Annotated in this window: 14 protein-coding genes; 10 read left to right on the top strand and 4 right to left on the bottom strand. The window is 75.8% G+C overall.

Going from position 1 to position 12,505, the window contains the following annotated elements; genetic code table 11:
* The 3 genes from EDJALFJO_RS06140 to EDJALFJO_RS06130 all read left to right on the top strand — a co-directional run.
* The coding region (locus EDJALFJO_RS06140; protein ID WP_088283251.1) for a B12-binding domain-containing protein at nucleotides 1-662 on the top strand (662 nt) is incomplete at its 5' end.
* Nucleotides 663-807: 145 nt separating this feature from the next.
* A complete protein-coding gene (locus tag EDJALFJO_RS06135) occupies nucleotides 808-1,656 on the top strand; it encodes a bacteriorhodopsin-like (protein ID WP_198950050.1) in 849 nt (282 codons plus the stop codon).
* 26 nt (nucleotides 1,657-1,682) lie between these two features.
* A complete protein-coding gene (locus EDJALFJO_RS06130) occupies nucleotides 1,683-2,711 on the top strand; it encodes a beta-carotene 15,15'-dioxygenase, Brp/Blh family (RefSeq protein ID WP_088283246.1) in 1,029 nt (342 codons plus the stop codon).
* On the opposite strand, the gene EDJALFJO_RS06125 is transcribed toward EDJALFJO_RS06130, so the two are convergent.
* The gene (locus EDJALFJO_RS06125; protein ID WP_143448324.1) at nucleotides 2,686-3,687 is read right to left on the bottom strand and encodes a PP2C family protein-serine/threonine phosphatase; all 1,002 of its coding nucleotides are present in this window, start codon (nucleotides 3,685-3,687) and stop codon (nucleotides 2,686-2,688) included. The two genes, EDJALFJO_RS06130 and EDJALFJO_RS06125, sit on opposite strands and share 26 nt — an antisense overlap.
* 152 nt (nucleotides 3,688-3,839) lie before the next feature.
* A complete protein-coding gene (locus EDJALFJO_RS06120; RefSeq protein WP_088283243.1) occupies nucleotides 3,840-4,748 on the bottom strand; it encodes a DMT family transporter in 909 nt (302 codons plus the stop codon).
* A 68-nt stretch (nucleotides 4,749-4,816) separates the two neighbouring features.
* Between EDJALFJO_RS06120 and EDJALFJO_RS06115 the strand changes: the two genes are divergently transcribed.
* The gene (locus EDJALFJO_RS06115) at nucleotides 4,817-5,719 is read left to right on the top strand and encodes a LysR family transcriptional regulator (RefSeq protein WP_088283241.1); all 903 of its coding nucleotides are present in this window, start codon (nucleotides 4,817-4,819) and stop codon (nucleotides 5,717-5,719) included.
* A gap of 19 nt (nucleotides 5,720-5,738) precedes the next feature.
* Nucleotides 5,739-6,233 carry a hypothetical protein gene (locus EDJALFJO_RS06110; RefSeq protein WP_198950049.1) on the top strand — a complete coding sequence of 165 codons (495 nt, stop codon included), beginning with the start codon at nucleotides 5,739-5,741 and terminating at the stop codon, nucleotides 6,231-6,233.
* Nucleotides 6,234-6,249: 16 nt separating this feature from the next.
* Here EDJALFJO_RS06110 and EDJALFJO_RS06105 read toward each other — a convergent pair whose 3' ends face one another.
* Nucleotides 6,250-6,921: a cyclase family protein gene (locus EDJALFJO_RS06105; RefSeq protein WP_088283239.1), complete on the bottom strand. Its 672-nt coding sequence runs from the start codon at nucleotides 6,919-6,921 to the stop codon at nucleotides 6,250-6,252.
* A gap of 83 nt (nucleotides 6,922-7,004) precedes the next feature.
* Here EDJALFJO_RS06105 and EDJALFJO_RS35385 point away from each other — a divergent pair, with 83 nt between their 5' ends.
* The 5 genes from EDJALFJO_RS35385 to EDJALFJO_RS06080 all read left to right on the top strand — a co-directional run bounded on the left by EDJALFJO_RS35385 (nucleotide 7,005) and on the right by EDJALFJO_RS06080 (nucleotide 11,651).
* Complete coding sequence (locus tag EDJALFJO_RS35385; protein ID WP_233149705.1) at nucleotides 7,005-8,480, top strand: hypothetical protein; 1,476 nt, start codon at nucleotides 7,005-7,007, stop codon at nucleotides 8,478-8,480.
* Nucleotides 8,384-8,986: a GNAT family N-acetyltransferase gene (locus tag EDJALFJO_RS35380; protein ID WP_088283253.1), complete on the top strand. Its 603-nt coding sequence runs from the start codon at nucleotides 8,384-8,386 to the stop codon at nucleotides 8,984-8,986. Before EDJALFJO_RS35385 ends, EDJALFJO_RS35380 begins: the two co-directional genes overlap by 97 nt.
* Before the next feature lie 75 nt (nucleotides 8,987-9,061).
* Nucleotides 9,062-10,045 carry an ATP-binding cassette domain-containing protein gene (locus EDJALFJO_RS06090; RefSeq protein WP_088283237.1) on the top strand — a complete coding sequence of 328 codons (984 nt, stop codon included), beginning with the start codon at nucleotides 9,062-9,064 and terminating at the stop codon, nucleotides 10,043-10,045.
* On the top strand, nucleotides 10,042-10,887 hold the full coding sequence (locus EDJALFJO_RS06085; protein WP_158220306.1) for an ABC-2 family transporter protein: 846 nt from the start codon (nucleotides 10,042-10,044) through the stop codon (nucleotides 10,885-10,887). Before EDJALFJO_RS06090 ends, EDJALFJO_RS06085 begins: the two co-directional genes overlap by 4 nt.
* Nucleotides 10,884-11,651, top strand: a complete 768-nt coding sequence (locus tag EDJALFJO_RS06080) for an ABC-2 family transporter protein (protein ID WP_088283233.1) — start codon at nucleotides 10,884-10,886, stop codon at nucleotides 11,649-11,651. The genes EDJALFJO_RS06085 and EDJALFJO_RS06080 overlap by 4 nt, the downstream gene beginning before the upstream one ends.
* 21 nt (nucleotides 11,652-11,672) lie before the next feature.
* Here the strand turns inward: EDJALFJO_RS06080 and EDJALFJO_RS06075 are convergent, their stop codons facing one another.
* Entirely contained in the window at nucleotides 11,673-12,473 is an 801-nt protein-coding gene (locus tag EDJALFJO_RS06075) for an FkbM family methyltransferase (protein WP_088283231.1), read from the bottom strand.
* Nucleotides 12,474-12,505: the final 32 nt, after the last annotated feature.

Here is a 12,505-nt window from a genome sequence, read left to right as displayed (position 1 = left end):
GCGAGGACGCGCCCGCGCGGACCGGCGGGCCGGGCGGGCGCGTCCTCGCGGTCCCGGGGGCAGGGGCGCGGGTGCAGGGCCTGGCCCGGGCGGCCAGCCGCCTCGACGTCGACGCGGCCGCGGAGATCGTCGAGGAGGCGCTCGCCGCCGACGGCGTCGTCACGACGTACGACACGTTGCTGCGCCCCGTTCTCGTCGCCGCGGGGGAGGCCTGGGCGAGGACCGGCGCCGGCATCGAGGTCGAGCACCTGTTCAGCGAGGCCGCCGTCGAGGCGCTGCGGCACCACCGGCGCAGCCTGCGCGGCCGGCTCGGTGCCGAGCCGCCGGTCCTCCTCGCGTGCGCGCCGCGGGACCACCACGTCATCCCGCTGCACGTGCTCTCGGCGGCGCTCGCCGAGCGTGGGGTGCGGACCCGGGTCCTCGGGTCGAGGGTGCCGCCGGCGGCGCTGGCGGCCGCCGTCACGCGGACCGGGGCACGGGCGGTGTTCGTCTGGGCGCAGGTCGCCTCGTCCGCGCTGGCCTCGGTGCCGGCCGGCGTCCCGGCCCGCAGGCCCCCGGTGCGCCTCGTCGTCGGCGGTCCGGGCTGGGCGGGGACGGTCCTGCCGGAGCGCACGGTCGTCGTCACCTCGCTGGCCGACGCGGTCGAGGCGCTCTCCGACTGATCTCAACCTTCCGCGGTAAACTTGTTCAAGTTGCGCGTCGAAGCTGTTGGTCGTCCACTGGTCGCAGCGCCGGATCCCACCGTCGCCGCCGCGGGGCACCGACGCCGCGCGGCCCTGCCCCATGGGTCGAACCGAGGAGTCCGTCGTGGCCTTCAACGCTGCCGCGGAGTTCGTGCCGTCGCTCACCGCGGCACAGTTCTCCACCGTCTACAACCTCTTCTCCCTCGTCATCGCCTCCATGCTCTTCACGGCGATCTACCTGCTCGTCAGCCAGCGCCGGGTCGCCCCGCGCTACCGCAACGCCCTCGTGGTGTCCGCGATCGTCTGCGGCATCGCGGCGTACCACTACATCCGGATCTTCAACAACTTCGGCGAGGCCTACCCCGCCGGGGCGACCGTGGACGACGCGCACGTGGCGTCGAACATCGCGTTCAACGAGGCCTACCGGTACGTCGACTGGCTGCTCACCGTCCCGCTGCTCCTCATCGAGACGGTCGCCGTCATGGCGCTGACCCGGGACACCCAGCGTGCGCTGCTCTACAAGCTCGTCCCGGCGTCCGCCCTCATGATCGTCCTGGGCTACCCGGGCGAGCTGAGCGGCGACCTCGGCACGCGGGCGCTGTGGGGCTTCCTGTCGACGATCCCGTTCGTCTACCTGCTCTGGGTGCTCTTCGTCGAGCTGTCGCGCTCGCTCGACCGGCAGCCGGCCGAGGTCGTCCACACGATCAAGATGCTGCGTCTGTCGCTCGTCGGGCTCTGGGGCGTGTACCCGATCGCGTACATGTTCCCGATGATCGGCGGCGACTTCTTCGGCGGTGCCGACGGGTTCGTCCTGCGGCAGGCCGGCTACTCGATCGCGGACATCCTCGCGAAGGCCGCGTTCGGCCTGGCCATCTACAAGATCGCCCGGGTGAAGAGCCGGATCGAGGACCCGGCGTACGACGACGACCACGCGTCGGCCCCGGTCACCGACCCGCGCCGCGTCGCGGCCTGACGGCCCGGCACGGCCGGGACGCCGTCATGGCCGTCCACCTGCCCCCGCCCCGGGTGCACGCACCCGGGGCGGGGGTGCCCGGCCCGGGTGCGTCGCCCGCCCGGGCGCCCCGCGGTGGCCCGGCGCGGTTCGCGACCGCCGTCCGGGCCGCCGGCGTCGTGGGCGTGGTCGCCCTGCTCGTCGCGGACGCGGTCGCTCCCGCGGCCGTCGCGGGCGCAGGGGGCGCGCTCGCGCTCGTCGGGATCGTGCTGGGCATCCCGCACGGGGCCGTCGACCACCTCGTGCCGTTCTGGGCGCACGGCCGGCGGGTGCAGGCGGGGCCGCTCGCGCGCGGGCTCGCCGGCTACGTCGCGACCGGCGCCGCGGCGCTGGCCGCCGTCCTGCTCGCCCCGCTGCCCGTCACCTGGTTGTTCCTGCTCGTCTCCGCCGTCCACTTCGGCCGTGGTGAGGTCGTGGTGCAGGCCGAGCTCGCGGGGCGCCGCCCGCCCGGCCGGCTGCACGACGCGCTCCCCGCGGCCGCCCACGGCGCGGTCGTGGTGGCCCTGCCGCTCGCCCTGCACCGGGACGTCTCGCTGCGCGTCCTCGACCGGGTCGCCCCCGGCTTCGCCGCGACCTCCGGTGCCCTGCTCGACGCGCTCGTCGTCGCCACCGCCGTCCTCGTGCTGGCGGCCGTGGCCGGGCTGCTCGCGGCCCGCCGGGCGGGGGAGGCGGCCGAGCTGGCCCTGCTCGCACTGCTCTTCGCCCTCGTCCCGGCGACCGCGGCCTTCGGGGTGTACTTCGGCCTCTGGCACGCGGCGCGGCACACGCTGCGGCTCGTGCTCCTGCCCGGGGCCGACGGGCAGGTGCCCGCCGTCGGTGCCGGCCTGCGCAGGTACGCGTACGGAGCCGTCCTGCCGAGCCTGGCCGCTGTCCTGCTGCTGTGGGCCGTGTCCGCCACGGCGAACCCCTCGGTCCTCGCGGCCGCGCTCGTCACGCTCGTGGCGCTCACGGCGCCGCACCTGGTGGTCGTCGACGCGCTGGACCGCGCGGTCAGGTCTGCGGCTGGTACTCGATGAGCACGAGCGCGATGTCGTCCGACAGGCTCCCGCCGCTCCAGTCGACGACCTCGTCGCGCAGCAGGTCGAGCACCTCCGTCGCGGTGCCCCCGGTCGTCAGGGTGCCCGCGATGGTGCGCGCGGAGAAGAACGCCCGGCTCCGCGGGTCCCGGGCCTCGGTGAGGCCGTCGGTGTAGAGCAGCAGCCGGTCGGACGGCGCCATGGTGAGCCCGACCGTCGTCGTCGTCCCGCCGAGACCGAGCGGCGGGTGCGGGGCCGGCATGTCGAGCAGCCGGGTCCGCCCGCCGGAGAGCACGAACGGCGCCGGGTGCCCGGCGCTCGCGACCTGGACGCGGCCGTCGTCCGCGATCTGCAGCAGCAGCGCGGTGACGAACTCCTCGTCGGAGGTGGCCGCACGGGCGACGGCACGGTCGACGAGGCCCATGAGGGTGGGCAGGTCGGGTGCGTCCGAGGCCCGCTCCCGGAACGCGGAGAGCACCTGGGCCGACATCCGGACGGCGTCCAGCCCCTTGCCCCGGACGTCGCCCACGAGCACACGGACGCCGGCGGGCGTCGCCACCACCGCGTACAGGTCGCCGCCGATGAGCGCGTCCGACGCCGCGCTCTCGTAGTGCACGGCGACGAGCGCCGGGCCGACCCGGTCCGGGACCGGCAGGAGGATCGCCCGCTGGGCGGCCTCGGCGACCTTCGTGACCCGGCTCAGCCGCTCCTCACGGACGAGGCGGTCCTGGGCCGCGAGAACGGCGGCGGCACCTCCGAGGGCGACGACCACGAGCCGGACCACCTGCGCGGTGAGGGCGTCCCCGGGGGCGTACGCGTGGTTCCAGATCCCGAGCAGGGCCGCGACGACGAACGCGGCCATGCCGAAGAGCGCTGTGACCCGGGGACCGTGGGTCGTCGCCGCGAGCAGCGGTGCGACGACGACGAGGCCGAGTACAGGGTTGCCCCTCCCCGTGGTGAGGTCCGCAAGTGTCACCAGGACCAGGAGCACCGCCGGTGAGGACGCGACCAGGCGCGTCCGCCACCCGGCCCTCGTCCCGCCGCTCGGCCGCCCCACGCCTGCGATCCCAGCAGCAGGCGGCCCCGCTGTCCACGCGACCGGGCCGCCGCGCGGCCGGGAACGTTCCCTCAGTCGCCGTGCGCGGTCGCGACCGCCGCGGCGTTCGCGAGGACGATGACGAGCAGGCCCGCCCACTCGTGCCCGTCGAGGAGCTGGCCGAGCATGACGGTCCCCACGAGGGCCGCGAGCACCGGGTGCATGCTCATGAAGATGCCGAAGACCCGCGGCGGGACGTGCCGCAGGACGACGAGGTCGCCGGCGTACGGCACGGCCGACGAGAGCAGCCCCGCGACGACCGCGTAGCCGAGCGCCGTCCACGTCATCCGCCCCGTCGCGACGAGCACCCCGACGACCGGCAGGTACGCCGTCGCCGCGAGGGAGGCGGCCACGGCGGGGGCCTGCAGCCCGGGCAGCCTGCTGCCGACGAGCCGGTTGAGCAGGATGTAGGCGACCCAGAGGCAGGCGGCGAACAGGGCGAGCGCGATGCCCGGCCAGTCGCTGCTGGCGCCCGGCAGGATGAGGACGTAGACACCGGCACCGGCGACGACGGCGATCCCCGCGTGCAGCAGGCCGCGGGAGCGGACGACGGCCACCGACAGCGGCCCGAGGAACTCCAGGGTGATCGCGAGGCCGAGGCCGAGCCGCTCGATGGCCATGTACAGCGACAGGTTCATCACGGCGAAGACGCCGGCGAGCAGCAGTGCCGGCCACCATTGCCGCCAGGTCATCGTGCGGACCGGCGGCCGTGCGATCGGCACGAGCACGAGCGCCGCGACGAGCTGCCGGACGGCGACCACGCCCGCGGGACCGATCGTCGCGAAGGCGTGGGCGCCCGTCGCCGCACCGACCTGGGCGCTCAGCGCGGTGCCGAGCATCGTCGCGACGTGGACGGGGCGGGTCCGGCGCGCGCCGGCCCCCTGCGGGCCGCCCGCCGCGACCGGCACGGCGGCCGGGTCGGCGTCGGTGGCGGCGGTCATCGGACCAGTGTTGCCGTCCGGCACTCATACGAGAAATGCACCGCGAGCCTGACTTGTACGCTAGACGTATGAATAGCCCGACGGATGTCGACCTGCGGATGATGCGTGCCCTCGTCGCCGTCGTCGACGAGGGCACGTTCACGGACGCCGCCGTCGTCCTCGGCGTCTCCCAGGCGTCCGTGAGCCGGGCGGTCGCGGCGCTCGAGGGTGCGCTCGGCGCCCGGCTGCTCCAGCGGACGACCCGGCACGTCGGGCTCACGGTGACCGGTCGCCGGGTGCTCGCGCACGCCCGGCGGGCGCTCGACGAGGTCGCGGCGCTGCGCCGCGTCGCGCAGGACGGCGGGGGAGAGCTCCGGGTCGGGTACGCCTGGTCAGCGCTCGGCCGGCACACCACCGCCGTCCAGCGCCGGTGGGCGGCCGAGCACCCGGGGTCGGCGCTCGTCCTCGTCCAGTCGAACACTCGGACGGCGGGGCTCGCCGACGGGATCGCCGACCTCGCGGTGCTGCGCCGCCCCGCGGACGACGACCGCGTCGCCGGTGTCGTCGTCGGGCTGGAACGGCGGTACGCCGCGGTCGCCGCCACCGACCCGCTCGCCCGCCGGCGCCGCGTGCGGCTCGCGGACTTCGCCGGGCGGACGATCGGCGTCGACGCCCTCACCGGGACGACGTCCGAGGAGCTGTGGCCGAGCGGCGTCGCGCCGGCCGGCACCCGGGAGGTGCACGGCGTCGACGAGTGGCTCACCCTCGTCGCCGCCGGCCAGGCCGTGGGGATCACCTCCGAGGCGACGACCCGGCAGCACCCCCGCCCGGGCGTCGTCTACCGCCCCGTCGAGGACGCGCCGCCGGTCGCCGTGACCCTCGCCTGGTGGCGCGACGACCCGCACCCGCAGCTCGCCGCCCTGCGCAGGCTCGTCGTCGAGGCGTACGGGGCGTCACCGGGTACTGTTCCGAATACCCTGGGGGGTACATGACGTTCGAGAGGCGGTCCCGATGACAGGTTCCTTCGCCGTCCTGCGCGCCTGGCCCGCCCGGCGCTGGGCGGCCGCGCTCGCCGCGGCCGGGGCGACCGTCCTCGTCGTCGGGGTGCCGACCGTGCTCGTGCCGAACCCGGTCTTCGGTCGCGAGGTGCCCGTGACCTGGTGGGCCTGGCCGGTGCTCCTGCTGACCGCAACGCTGTCCGGGCTGCTCCTCGCGACGTACGTGCGGACCTCGCCGGCGCTGCCGGCCGACCCGGACCGCGACCGGCCCTCCCGGCTCGGCGCCGCGGGCGGGTTCCTCGGCTACCTCGCCGTCGGCTGCCCGGTGTGCAACAAGGTCGCGCTCCTCGCACTCGGGTACACCGGCGCGCTGCGCTGGTTCGCCCCGGTGCAGCCGCTGCTCGCGGCCGCCGGCCTCGCCCTGCTCGGGTACGCGCTGCACCGCCGGCTCCGGGGCGAGGTGGCCTGCCCGCTGCCCGCACCCACGGACGTCTCCTCCCGGGTCTGACCGGCCGCGGCGCGCCTCAGGGGGCGTCGAACCGGACCGCGACCGCCCGCACGGGGGCGCCGTCCGCACCGACGAACGCGACCGGCAGGAGCATGACGAACGGGTCCGCCCAGTCGACCGCGCCGAGGTTCGTGAGGTTCTCGGCGATGACGCCGTCGACGGCCGCGACAAGATGGTGCACCGGGAACCCGGCGCCGGGGTGGTCGTCGTCCGGGGTCTCGTCGATGTTGATCGCGTCGATCCCGATCGTCCGGACGCCGAGGTCGAGCAGCCGCCGGCAGCAGTCCGCGTCGAGGTAGGGGTGGTCGAAGTACGCGGGGCTCCCGTAGTGCCGGGACCAGCCGGTGCGCAGCAGGACGACGGTGCCCGGGGCGATCCGGTCGGCGACGGGCCCGACGAGGTCCCAGGTGAGCGCGCCCCGGGCCGGGAGCGCGGTCGCCTCGACGACGACGGCGGGGCCGAGGAACCGCGTCAGCGGGACGGCGTCGATCCGCAGCCCGGTCTCCTCGAAGTGGTACGGCGCGTCGACGTGGGTGCCGGACTGCGACCCGAGGTGGACGTCGAGCAGGTTGAACCCGTGCTCCGCGACCGTGCTGTGCACCTCGAAGCGGGGCACCGGGTCGCCCGGGTAGACGACCGTGCCCGGGCCGACGGGGACGGACAGGTCGACGATCCGGCTCACGCGCATCGGTCAGGTGTACCGCAGCGACGTGCCGGTCCGGACCGCATATGCGGTTGGCCGTGGCGCCCCCGGTTGGCAGGCTTGGGGGCGTGGACCACGGATCCGGCGCCGGCCTGCTGCACCGGCTCACCTCGTACACGCCGACGCGGGGCTGGGACGTCCCGGTGGACGACCCGCGGGTGCGGCACGACCTCGTGCCGAACGACCCCGCGACCCGGCCGCCGCAGTTCAAGGCGTACCGGGGCGACCTGCCCGCCGTCGCCCTGCCGGCCGGGCTCGCCCCGCCGGACGGTGCGGCGGTCGACGTGCTCGCGGGCCGGTCCCCGGACGCCGTGGCCGGGCCCGACCTCGCCGCGCTGGGGCGGGTGCTGTTCCTCGGGGCCGGGGTCGTCCGGACCGCGCGGCGCGTCGGCGGTGAGTCGATGGCGTTCCGGGCGTCCGGGTCGGCCGGTGCACGGTTCCCGCTCGAGGTCTACGTGAGCGCGGTGGACGTCGACGGGCTGCCGGACGGCGTCCACTGGTACGACGCGCAGCGGCACGCCCTGGTGCGCGTCGGGCCGCCCGCGGCCGGCCGGGCGACGACGCTCGTCGTCACCGGCGTGCCGTGGCGCACCGGCTGGCGGTACGCCGAGCGCGGCTGGCGGCACCTGTACTGGGACGCCGGCACGCTCGTGGCCCAGCTCGAGGCGGCGGCCGCGAGCGCCGGTCTGCGCCCGCGGCTGCGCACGCTCTTCCCGGACGCCGCCGTCCGGGCGCTCGTCGGGGCGGACGGCGTCCACGAGTACCCGCTCGCCCTCGTGACGTTCGGCGACGGCGCGCCCGCCGTGGCCCCGGGCGCGACCGCGACGTCGGGCGCGCTGCCGGAGGTGGAGCTCCCGCTGTGCACGGCGGCGCAGCGGGCCGGGGAGCGGGACGTCCTCGGCGACCCCTGGCCGGTCGGTGCGCCGGTGCCGGCAGAGGCTCCGGCGCCGGTCGCCGGTGCGGCGGACGCGCCGCCGGCGACGCTCGACGAGGTCGTCCTGCGCCGCGGCTCGCAGCGCCTCATGGACCGGGGCCGCGCGCTCCCGCGCGCGCACCTGGAGTGGTCGATGGCCGTCGCGACGCGTGGCGTCGACGTCCCGCACCACGTCGCCGCGCACGGCGTCGACGGGCTCGCGCCCGGGCTGTACCGCTGGCCGGACCTCGGGTCGGCGGTGCGCGCCGGGGACCTGCGCGACGAGCTCTACCGGCTCGCCCTCCGCCAGGACCTCGCCGGGGACGCGGCGTACGTCGTCCTCTCCACCGCCGACCCGCGGACCCTCGACGACCGCACCTACCGGGACGCCCAGCTCGCGGCCGGGCTCGTCGAGGGCCGGCTGCACCTCGCCGCGTACGCGCTCGGCGCCGGTGCGTCCGGGATGACGTTCTACGACAGCGACCTGCCGGCCCTGCTCGGCGGCCCGGACGACGTCGTCGGCCTGCTGCTCACCTGCGTCGGCGTGCCGGAGTACGCGTCGCGACCCGGAGGCGGCCCCGGCACCCCGGTGGAGGTCCGGATGGTCACGCCGCGGATGGGGGACCTCTGACGATCGAGCTGCGCCCGCTCACGCACGCGGACGCCCCGGCGCACTGCGCCGGGGAGGACGACGAGACCGTGCGCTGGCTCACGGGCGGGTACGGCACCGTCGAGGGCACGTGCGCCTACTTCGACGTGCTCGCGGCGAACGCGGCGGCCGGGTCCGGCAAGCGCGGGTTCGGTGTCTGGCTCGACGGCCGCCTCGCCGGGTACGTCGACCTCGACCCGGACCTCGGCGACGGGCTCGACCCGGGTGACGTCAACCTCTCGTACGCCGTCCATCCCTGGGCGCGGGGCCGCGGGGTCGCCGTCGAGGCGGTGCGGCTCGTCTGCGAGGTGCTCCGCGCGACAGGGGTCGGCACCCGGGCGGCGCTGCGGATCGAGCCCGGGAACACCGCGTCGCTGCGCGTCGCCGACACGGCCGGGTTCGCGCTCCTGCGGGAGGTCGTGTCGGAGACGGACACCCACCCCGACGGCGCGCCGGTGACCTTCCGGGTGTTCGTGCGCGCCCTGTGACCCGTGGGTGACGCCGGCCCCGCCACGCCCCGAATTGCCTGGCCCCGAAGGGCTCCGGTCGGGCACGGTGGGGTGATGGTCCTCCCTGCCGAACGGCCCCGCCCCGCCGACGACGTCGACCCCGCCACGCTCGCGATCCGGGCCACGGGCCTCGTGAAGCGCTTCGGCTCCGGGCCGCACGCGGTGGACGCCGTCCGGGACCTGTCGGTGAGCGTGCGGCAGGGGGAGCGGGTCGCGTACATCGGGCCGAACGGCGCCGGGAAGTCGACGTCCATCAAGATCCTCACCGGCATCCTGCGGCCGACGCAGGGCACGGCGACCGTGCTCGGGTTCGTGCCCTGGCAGGACCGCCGCCGCCTCGCCGCCCGGACCGGCACGCTCTTCGGCCAGCGCTCGCAGCTGTGGTTCGAGCTCACGCCCCGGCAGTCGTTCCGGATGCTCGCGGCGATCTACGGGCTCGACCGGGCGCGCGAGCAGCGCCGCGTCGCCGAGCTCGGTGAGCTGCTCGACGCGGCCGACCTCTTCGACGCGCCGGTCCGGACCCTGTCGCTCGGCCAGCGGATGCGCTGCGAGCTGGCGGCCTGCCTGCTCCACGAGCCGGAGATCCTCTTCCTCGACGAGCCGACGATCGGCCTCGACCTGCTCGCCAAGCGCCGGCTGCGCGAGCTGCTCGTCGAGCTCAACGAGGCCGCCGGGACGACGGTCTTCCTCACCTCGCACGACGTCGCCGACATCGAGCACGTCGCCGAGCGGGTCGTCGTCATCGACCACGGCCGGGTCGTCTACGACGACGACGTCCCGACGCTGCGGCGCAGCCTGCTCGCGACGAAGCTCGTCGACGTCGGGCTCGGCGGCCCGGCCCCGGCGATCGTGCTGGACGGCGTCCGCGAGGTCGCGCGGGACGACGCCCTGCTGCGGCTGTCGGTCGACACGACGCGGACGTCGATCCGGTCGGTGCTCGACGTCGTCCTCGACCGCTGCGACGTCGTCGACATCTCGGTCGTCGACCCGCCGCTGGAGCAGGTCATCGCGGAGATCTTCGCCGCGGAGCAGGCGTGAGCGCGCCCGCCCGCGGCGCTGCCGTGCCGGTCGCGCCGCCCGCGCCGGGCCTCACGCCGCTCCTCGTGCTGCGCCGCCTCGCCGTCCCGGCGGCGACGGCGAGCCGCCGCGTGCTCGCCGACCGCGGCGGCCTCGTCACCTCGGTCGTCTTCTTCCTCCTCGTCTCGGTCGTCCTCTCGGCGCTCTGGCGTGCCGCGGCGGGCCCCTCGGGAACCGTCGTCGGCTACACGGCGGCCGAGCTCACCTGGTACGCGTTCGCCGCCGAGGCCGCGGTGTGCACGATCGACCTGCGGCTCATCGAGCGGATCGGCGAGGACATCTCGTCCGGCTCGGTCGCGGTGGAGATGCTCCGGCCGCTGCCGGTGGTCGCCGTCCGGCTCGCGGTCGAGTCCGGGCGTGCCCTCGGCCGGCTCGTCGCCCTGGTCGTCGTCGGTTCGGGGGCCGCGTGGCTGCTCGCCGGACCGCCGCCGGACGCCCTGCACGGGCTCCTCGCGCTCGTGTCGCTCGCGCTCGGCGTCGTCGTCAACGTCGCCGCCCAGCACGTCGTCGCGTCCGCGGCGTTCCGGCTGCGGGACGTCCGGGCGACGTGGTTCCTCTACCAGAAGACGGTCTTCATCCTCGGCGGCATGCTCCTGCCGCTCGAGGTGCTGCCGGGCGCCCTGCGGACCCTGGCCCTGTGGTGCCCGTTCATGGCGATGGCGTACGCCCCGGCGCGGCTCGCCACCGGTCAGGGGACGGCGCTGCTGCTGCTCGTGCAGGCCGGCTGGCTCGTCGTCCTCGTGGCGGCCGCGGCGTTCGTCTTCGCCCGGGGCCAGCGCCGGCTGGAGGTGGTGGGCGGGTGAGCCAGACCCTGGCCGTGGTGCGGGCCGCGTTCACCGACGCGACCGCGCGGCCCGCGGCCTTCTGGACCCAGGTCGGCGCGATGGTGGCGAACGACCTGGCGATGATCGCGTTCTGGATCCTCTTCTTCCACCAGGTCCGCTCCGTGCGGGGCTGGGACGCCGACCGGGTCTTCCTGCTCTTCGCGATCCTCGCGACCGCCGCCGGCATCGTCCTGGGCTTCCTCTCGAACGCCCGGCGCATCCCCGAGCTCGTCGAGACCGGTTCCCTCGACGAGGCGCTGTCGCTGCCGATGAGCCCGCTGCGCTACCTGCTCGTGCGGCGCGTCGACACGGTGAACGTCGGGGACGTCGTCTTCGGGGTCGTGCTCTTCCTCGTGACCGGTCACCCGACGCCGCAGCGGGCCGCACTCTTCGTCGGCGGTGTCGTCGTCGCCGCGACGCTGCTCACGGCGTTCCTCGTGACCCTCGGCTCCGTCGTGTTCTTCACCGGGCGCGGGGAGCCGGGCGCCCTGGGGATGCACGCGATCCTGCTGCTCGCCGGCTACCCGGTCGACATCTTCACCGGTGCCGCCAAGGGCCTGCTCTACACCGTGGTGCCGGCCGCGTTCGTCGCCGCCGTGCCGGCCCGGATCGTCGACGCGCCGTCCTGGCGGGACGTCGCGCTCATGCTGCTCGCGACCGCGGTGTTCGTGGTCCTGGCCCGGACGGCGTTCGGGCTGGGCCTGCGTCGCTACACGTCCGGCTCGGCGTGGGGCCGGGGCTGAGCACCCGGCCCCACGACCGGCTCAGGCGGACGGGACCGCGGGCTCGCTCGTGCGCAGGTCCGCGACGGCGGGGACGGCATCCGGCACCGCCGCCGGGCGGGCCTGCGGCGCGAGGTGCTCGGGGAGGAACAGGACGTCGGTGGTGCGGCTGATCGTCGTGACGTCGACCGGGTCGCCCGCCAGGTCGTGCGCCGAGTAGCCGAGTCCGGCGAGCCGGTCGAAGGCCGCGAGCTCGGCGTCCCAGTCGGGGTGCTGGGTGCCCCAGCCGATCTCGCAGAGGATCGCCGGCCGCGGCGACCAGCGCTCCAGGGCCGCGAGCATCCCGCCGAAGACCCGCCACTCGGCACCCTCGACGTCGATCTTCACCAGGCAGGGCGTGCCCTCGACGCCGACTCCGTCGAACGTGTCGACCGCGACCGTCACGGGGACCATGTCGCCGCTCGTGCGGCCCTTGACCATGGTGTTCCACCCGAGGTTGCCCTGGGCCGCGACGTAGAGCTCGACGTCCGCCGCGGCGTCGCTCAGCCCGACCTCGTGGACGACGGCCGTGCACGGCAGCCGCTCCGCGGTGACCCGGCACAGCTCGGCGAGGTGCGGCAGCGGCTCGAACAGGTGGACGGTGCCGCGGAAGCGGGCCTGCTCGCAGAGCGTCTGGCTGAAGTAGCCGATGTTCGCGCCGACGTCGAGGACGAGGCCGTCGGGGTCCACGTAGGGCGCGACCGCGCCGATGAGGCGCTCGTAGTTCGGCCGGCGGCGCTCGAACCACGCGAGCGCGTCCGCATAGCTGACGGACGTCGCCTGGTGCACCGGCGGCGCGAACATCGGCTACTTCAGCCAGACGCTCTGCGAGCAGG

The organism is Kineosporia sp. A_224, from assembly GCF_002198655.1.
GTDB lineage: Bacteria > Actinomycetota > Actinomycetes > Actinomycetales > Kineosporiaceae > R-H-3.
Note: the sequence above shows the minus strand (reverse complement) of the source record. Positions and strands in the feature narration are given on the sequence as shown.

Coding starts and splice junctions, on each gene's coding strand:
- EDJALFJO_RS06110 (WP_198950049.1), top strand. CDS start 5,739: ATGACAGGTTCCTTCGCCGTCCTGCGCGCCTGGCCCGCCCGGCGCTGG.
- EDJALFJO_RS06075 (WP_088283231.1), bottom strand. CDS start 12,473: ATGTTCGCGCCGCCGGTGCACCAGGCGACGTCCGTCAGCTATGCGGAC.
- EDJALFJO_RS06115 (WP_088283241.1), top strand. CDS start 4,817: ATGAATAGCCCGACGGATGTCGACCTGCGGATGATGCGTGCCCTCGTC.
- EDJALFJO_RS06090 (WP_088283237.1), top strand. CDS start 9,062: ATGGTCCTCCCTGCCGAACGGCCCCGCCCCGCCGACGACGTCGACCCC.
- EDJALFJO_RS06120 (WP_088283243.1), bottom strand. CDS start 4,748: ATGACCGCCGCCACCGACGCCGACCCGGCCGCCGTGCCGGTCGCGGCG.
- EDJALFJO_RS06105 (WP_088283239.1), bottom strand. CDS start 6,921: ATGCGCGTGAGCCGGATCGTCGACCTGTCCGTCCCCGTCGGCCCGGGC.
- EDJALFJO_RS06130 (WP_088283246.1), top strand. CDS start 1,683: ATGGCCGTCCACCTGCCCCCGCCCCGGGTGCACGCACCCGGGGCGGGG.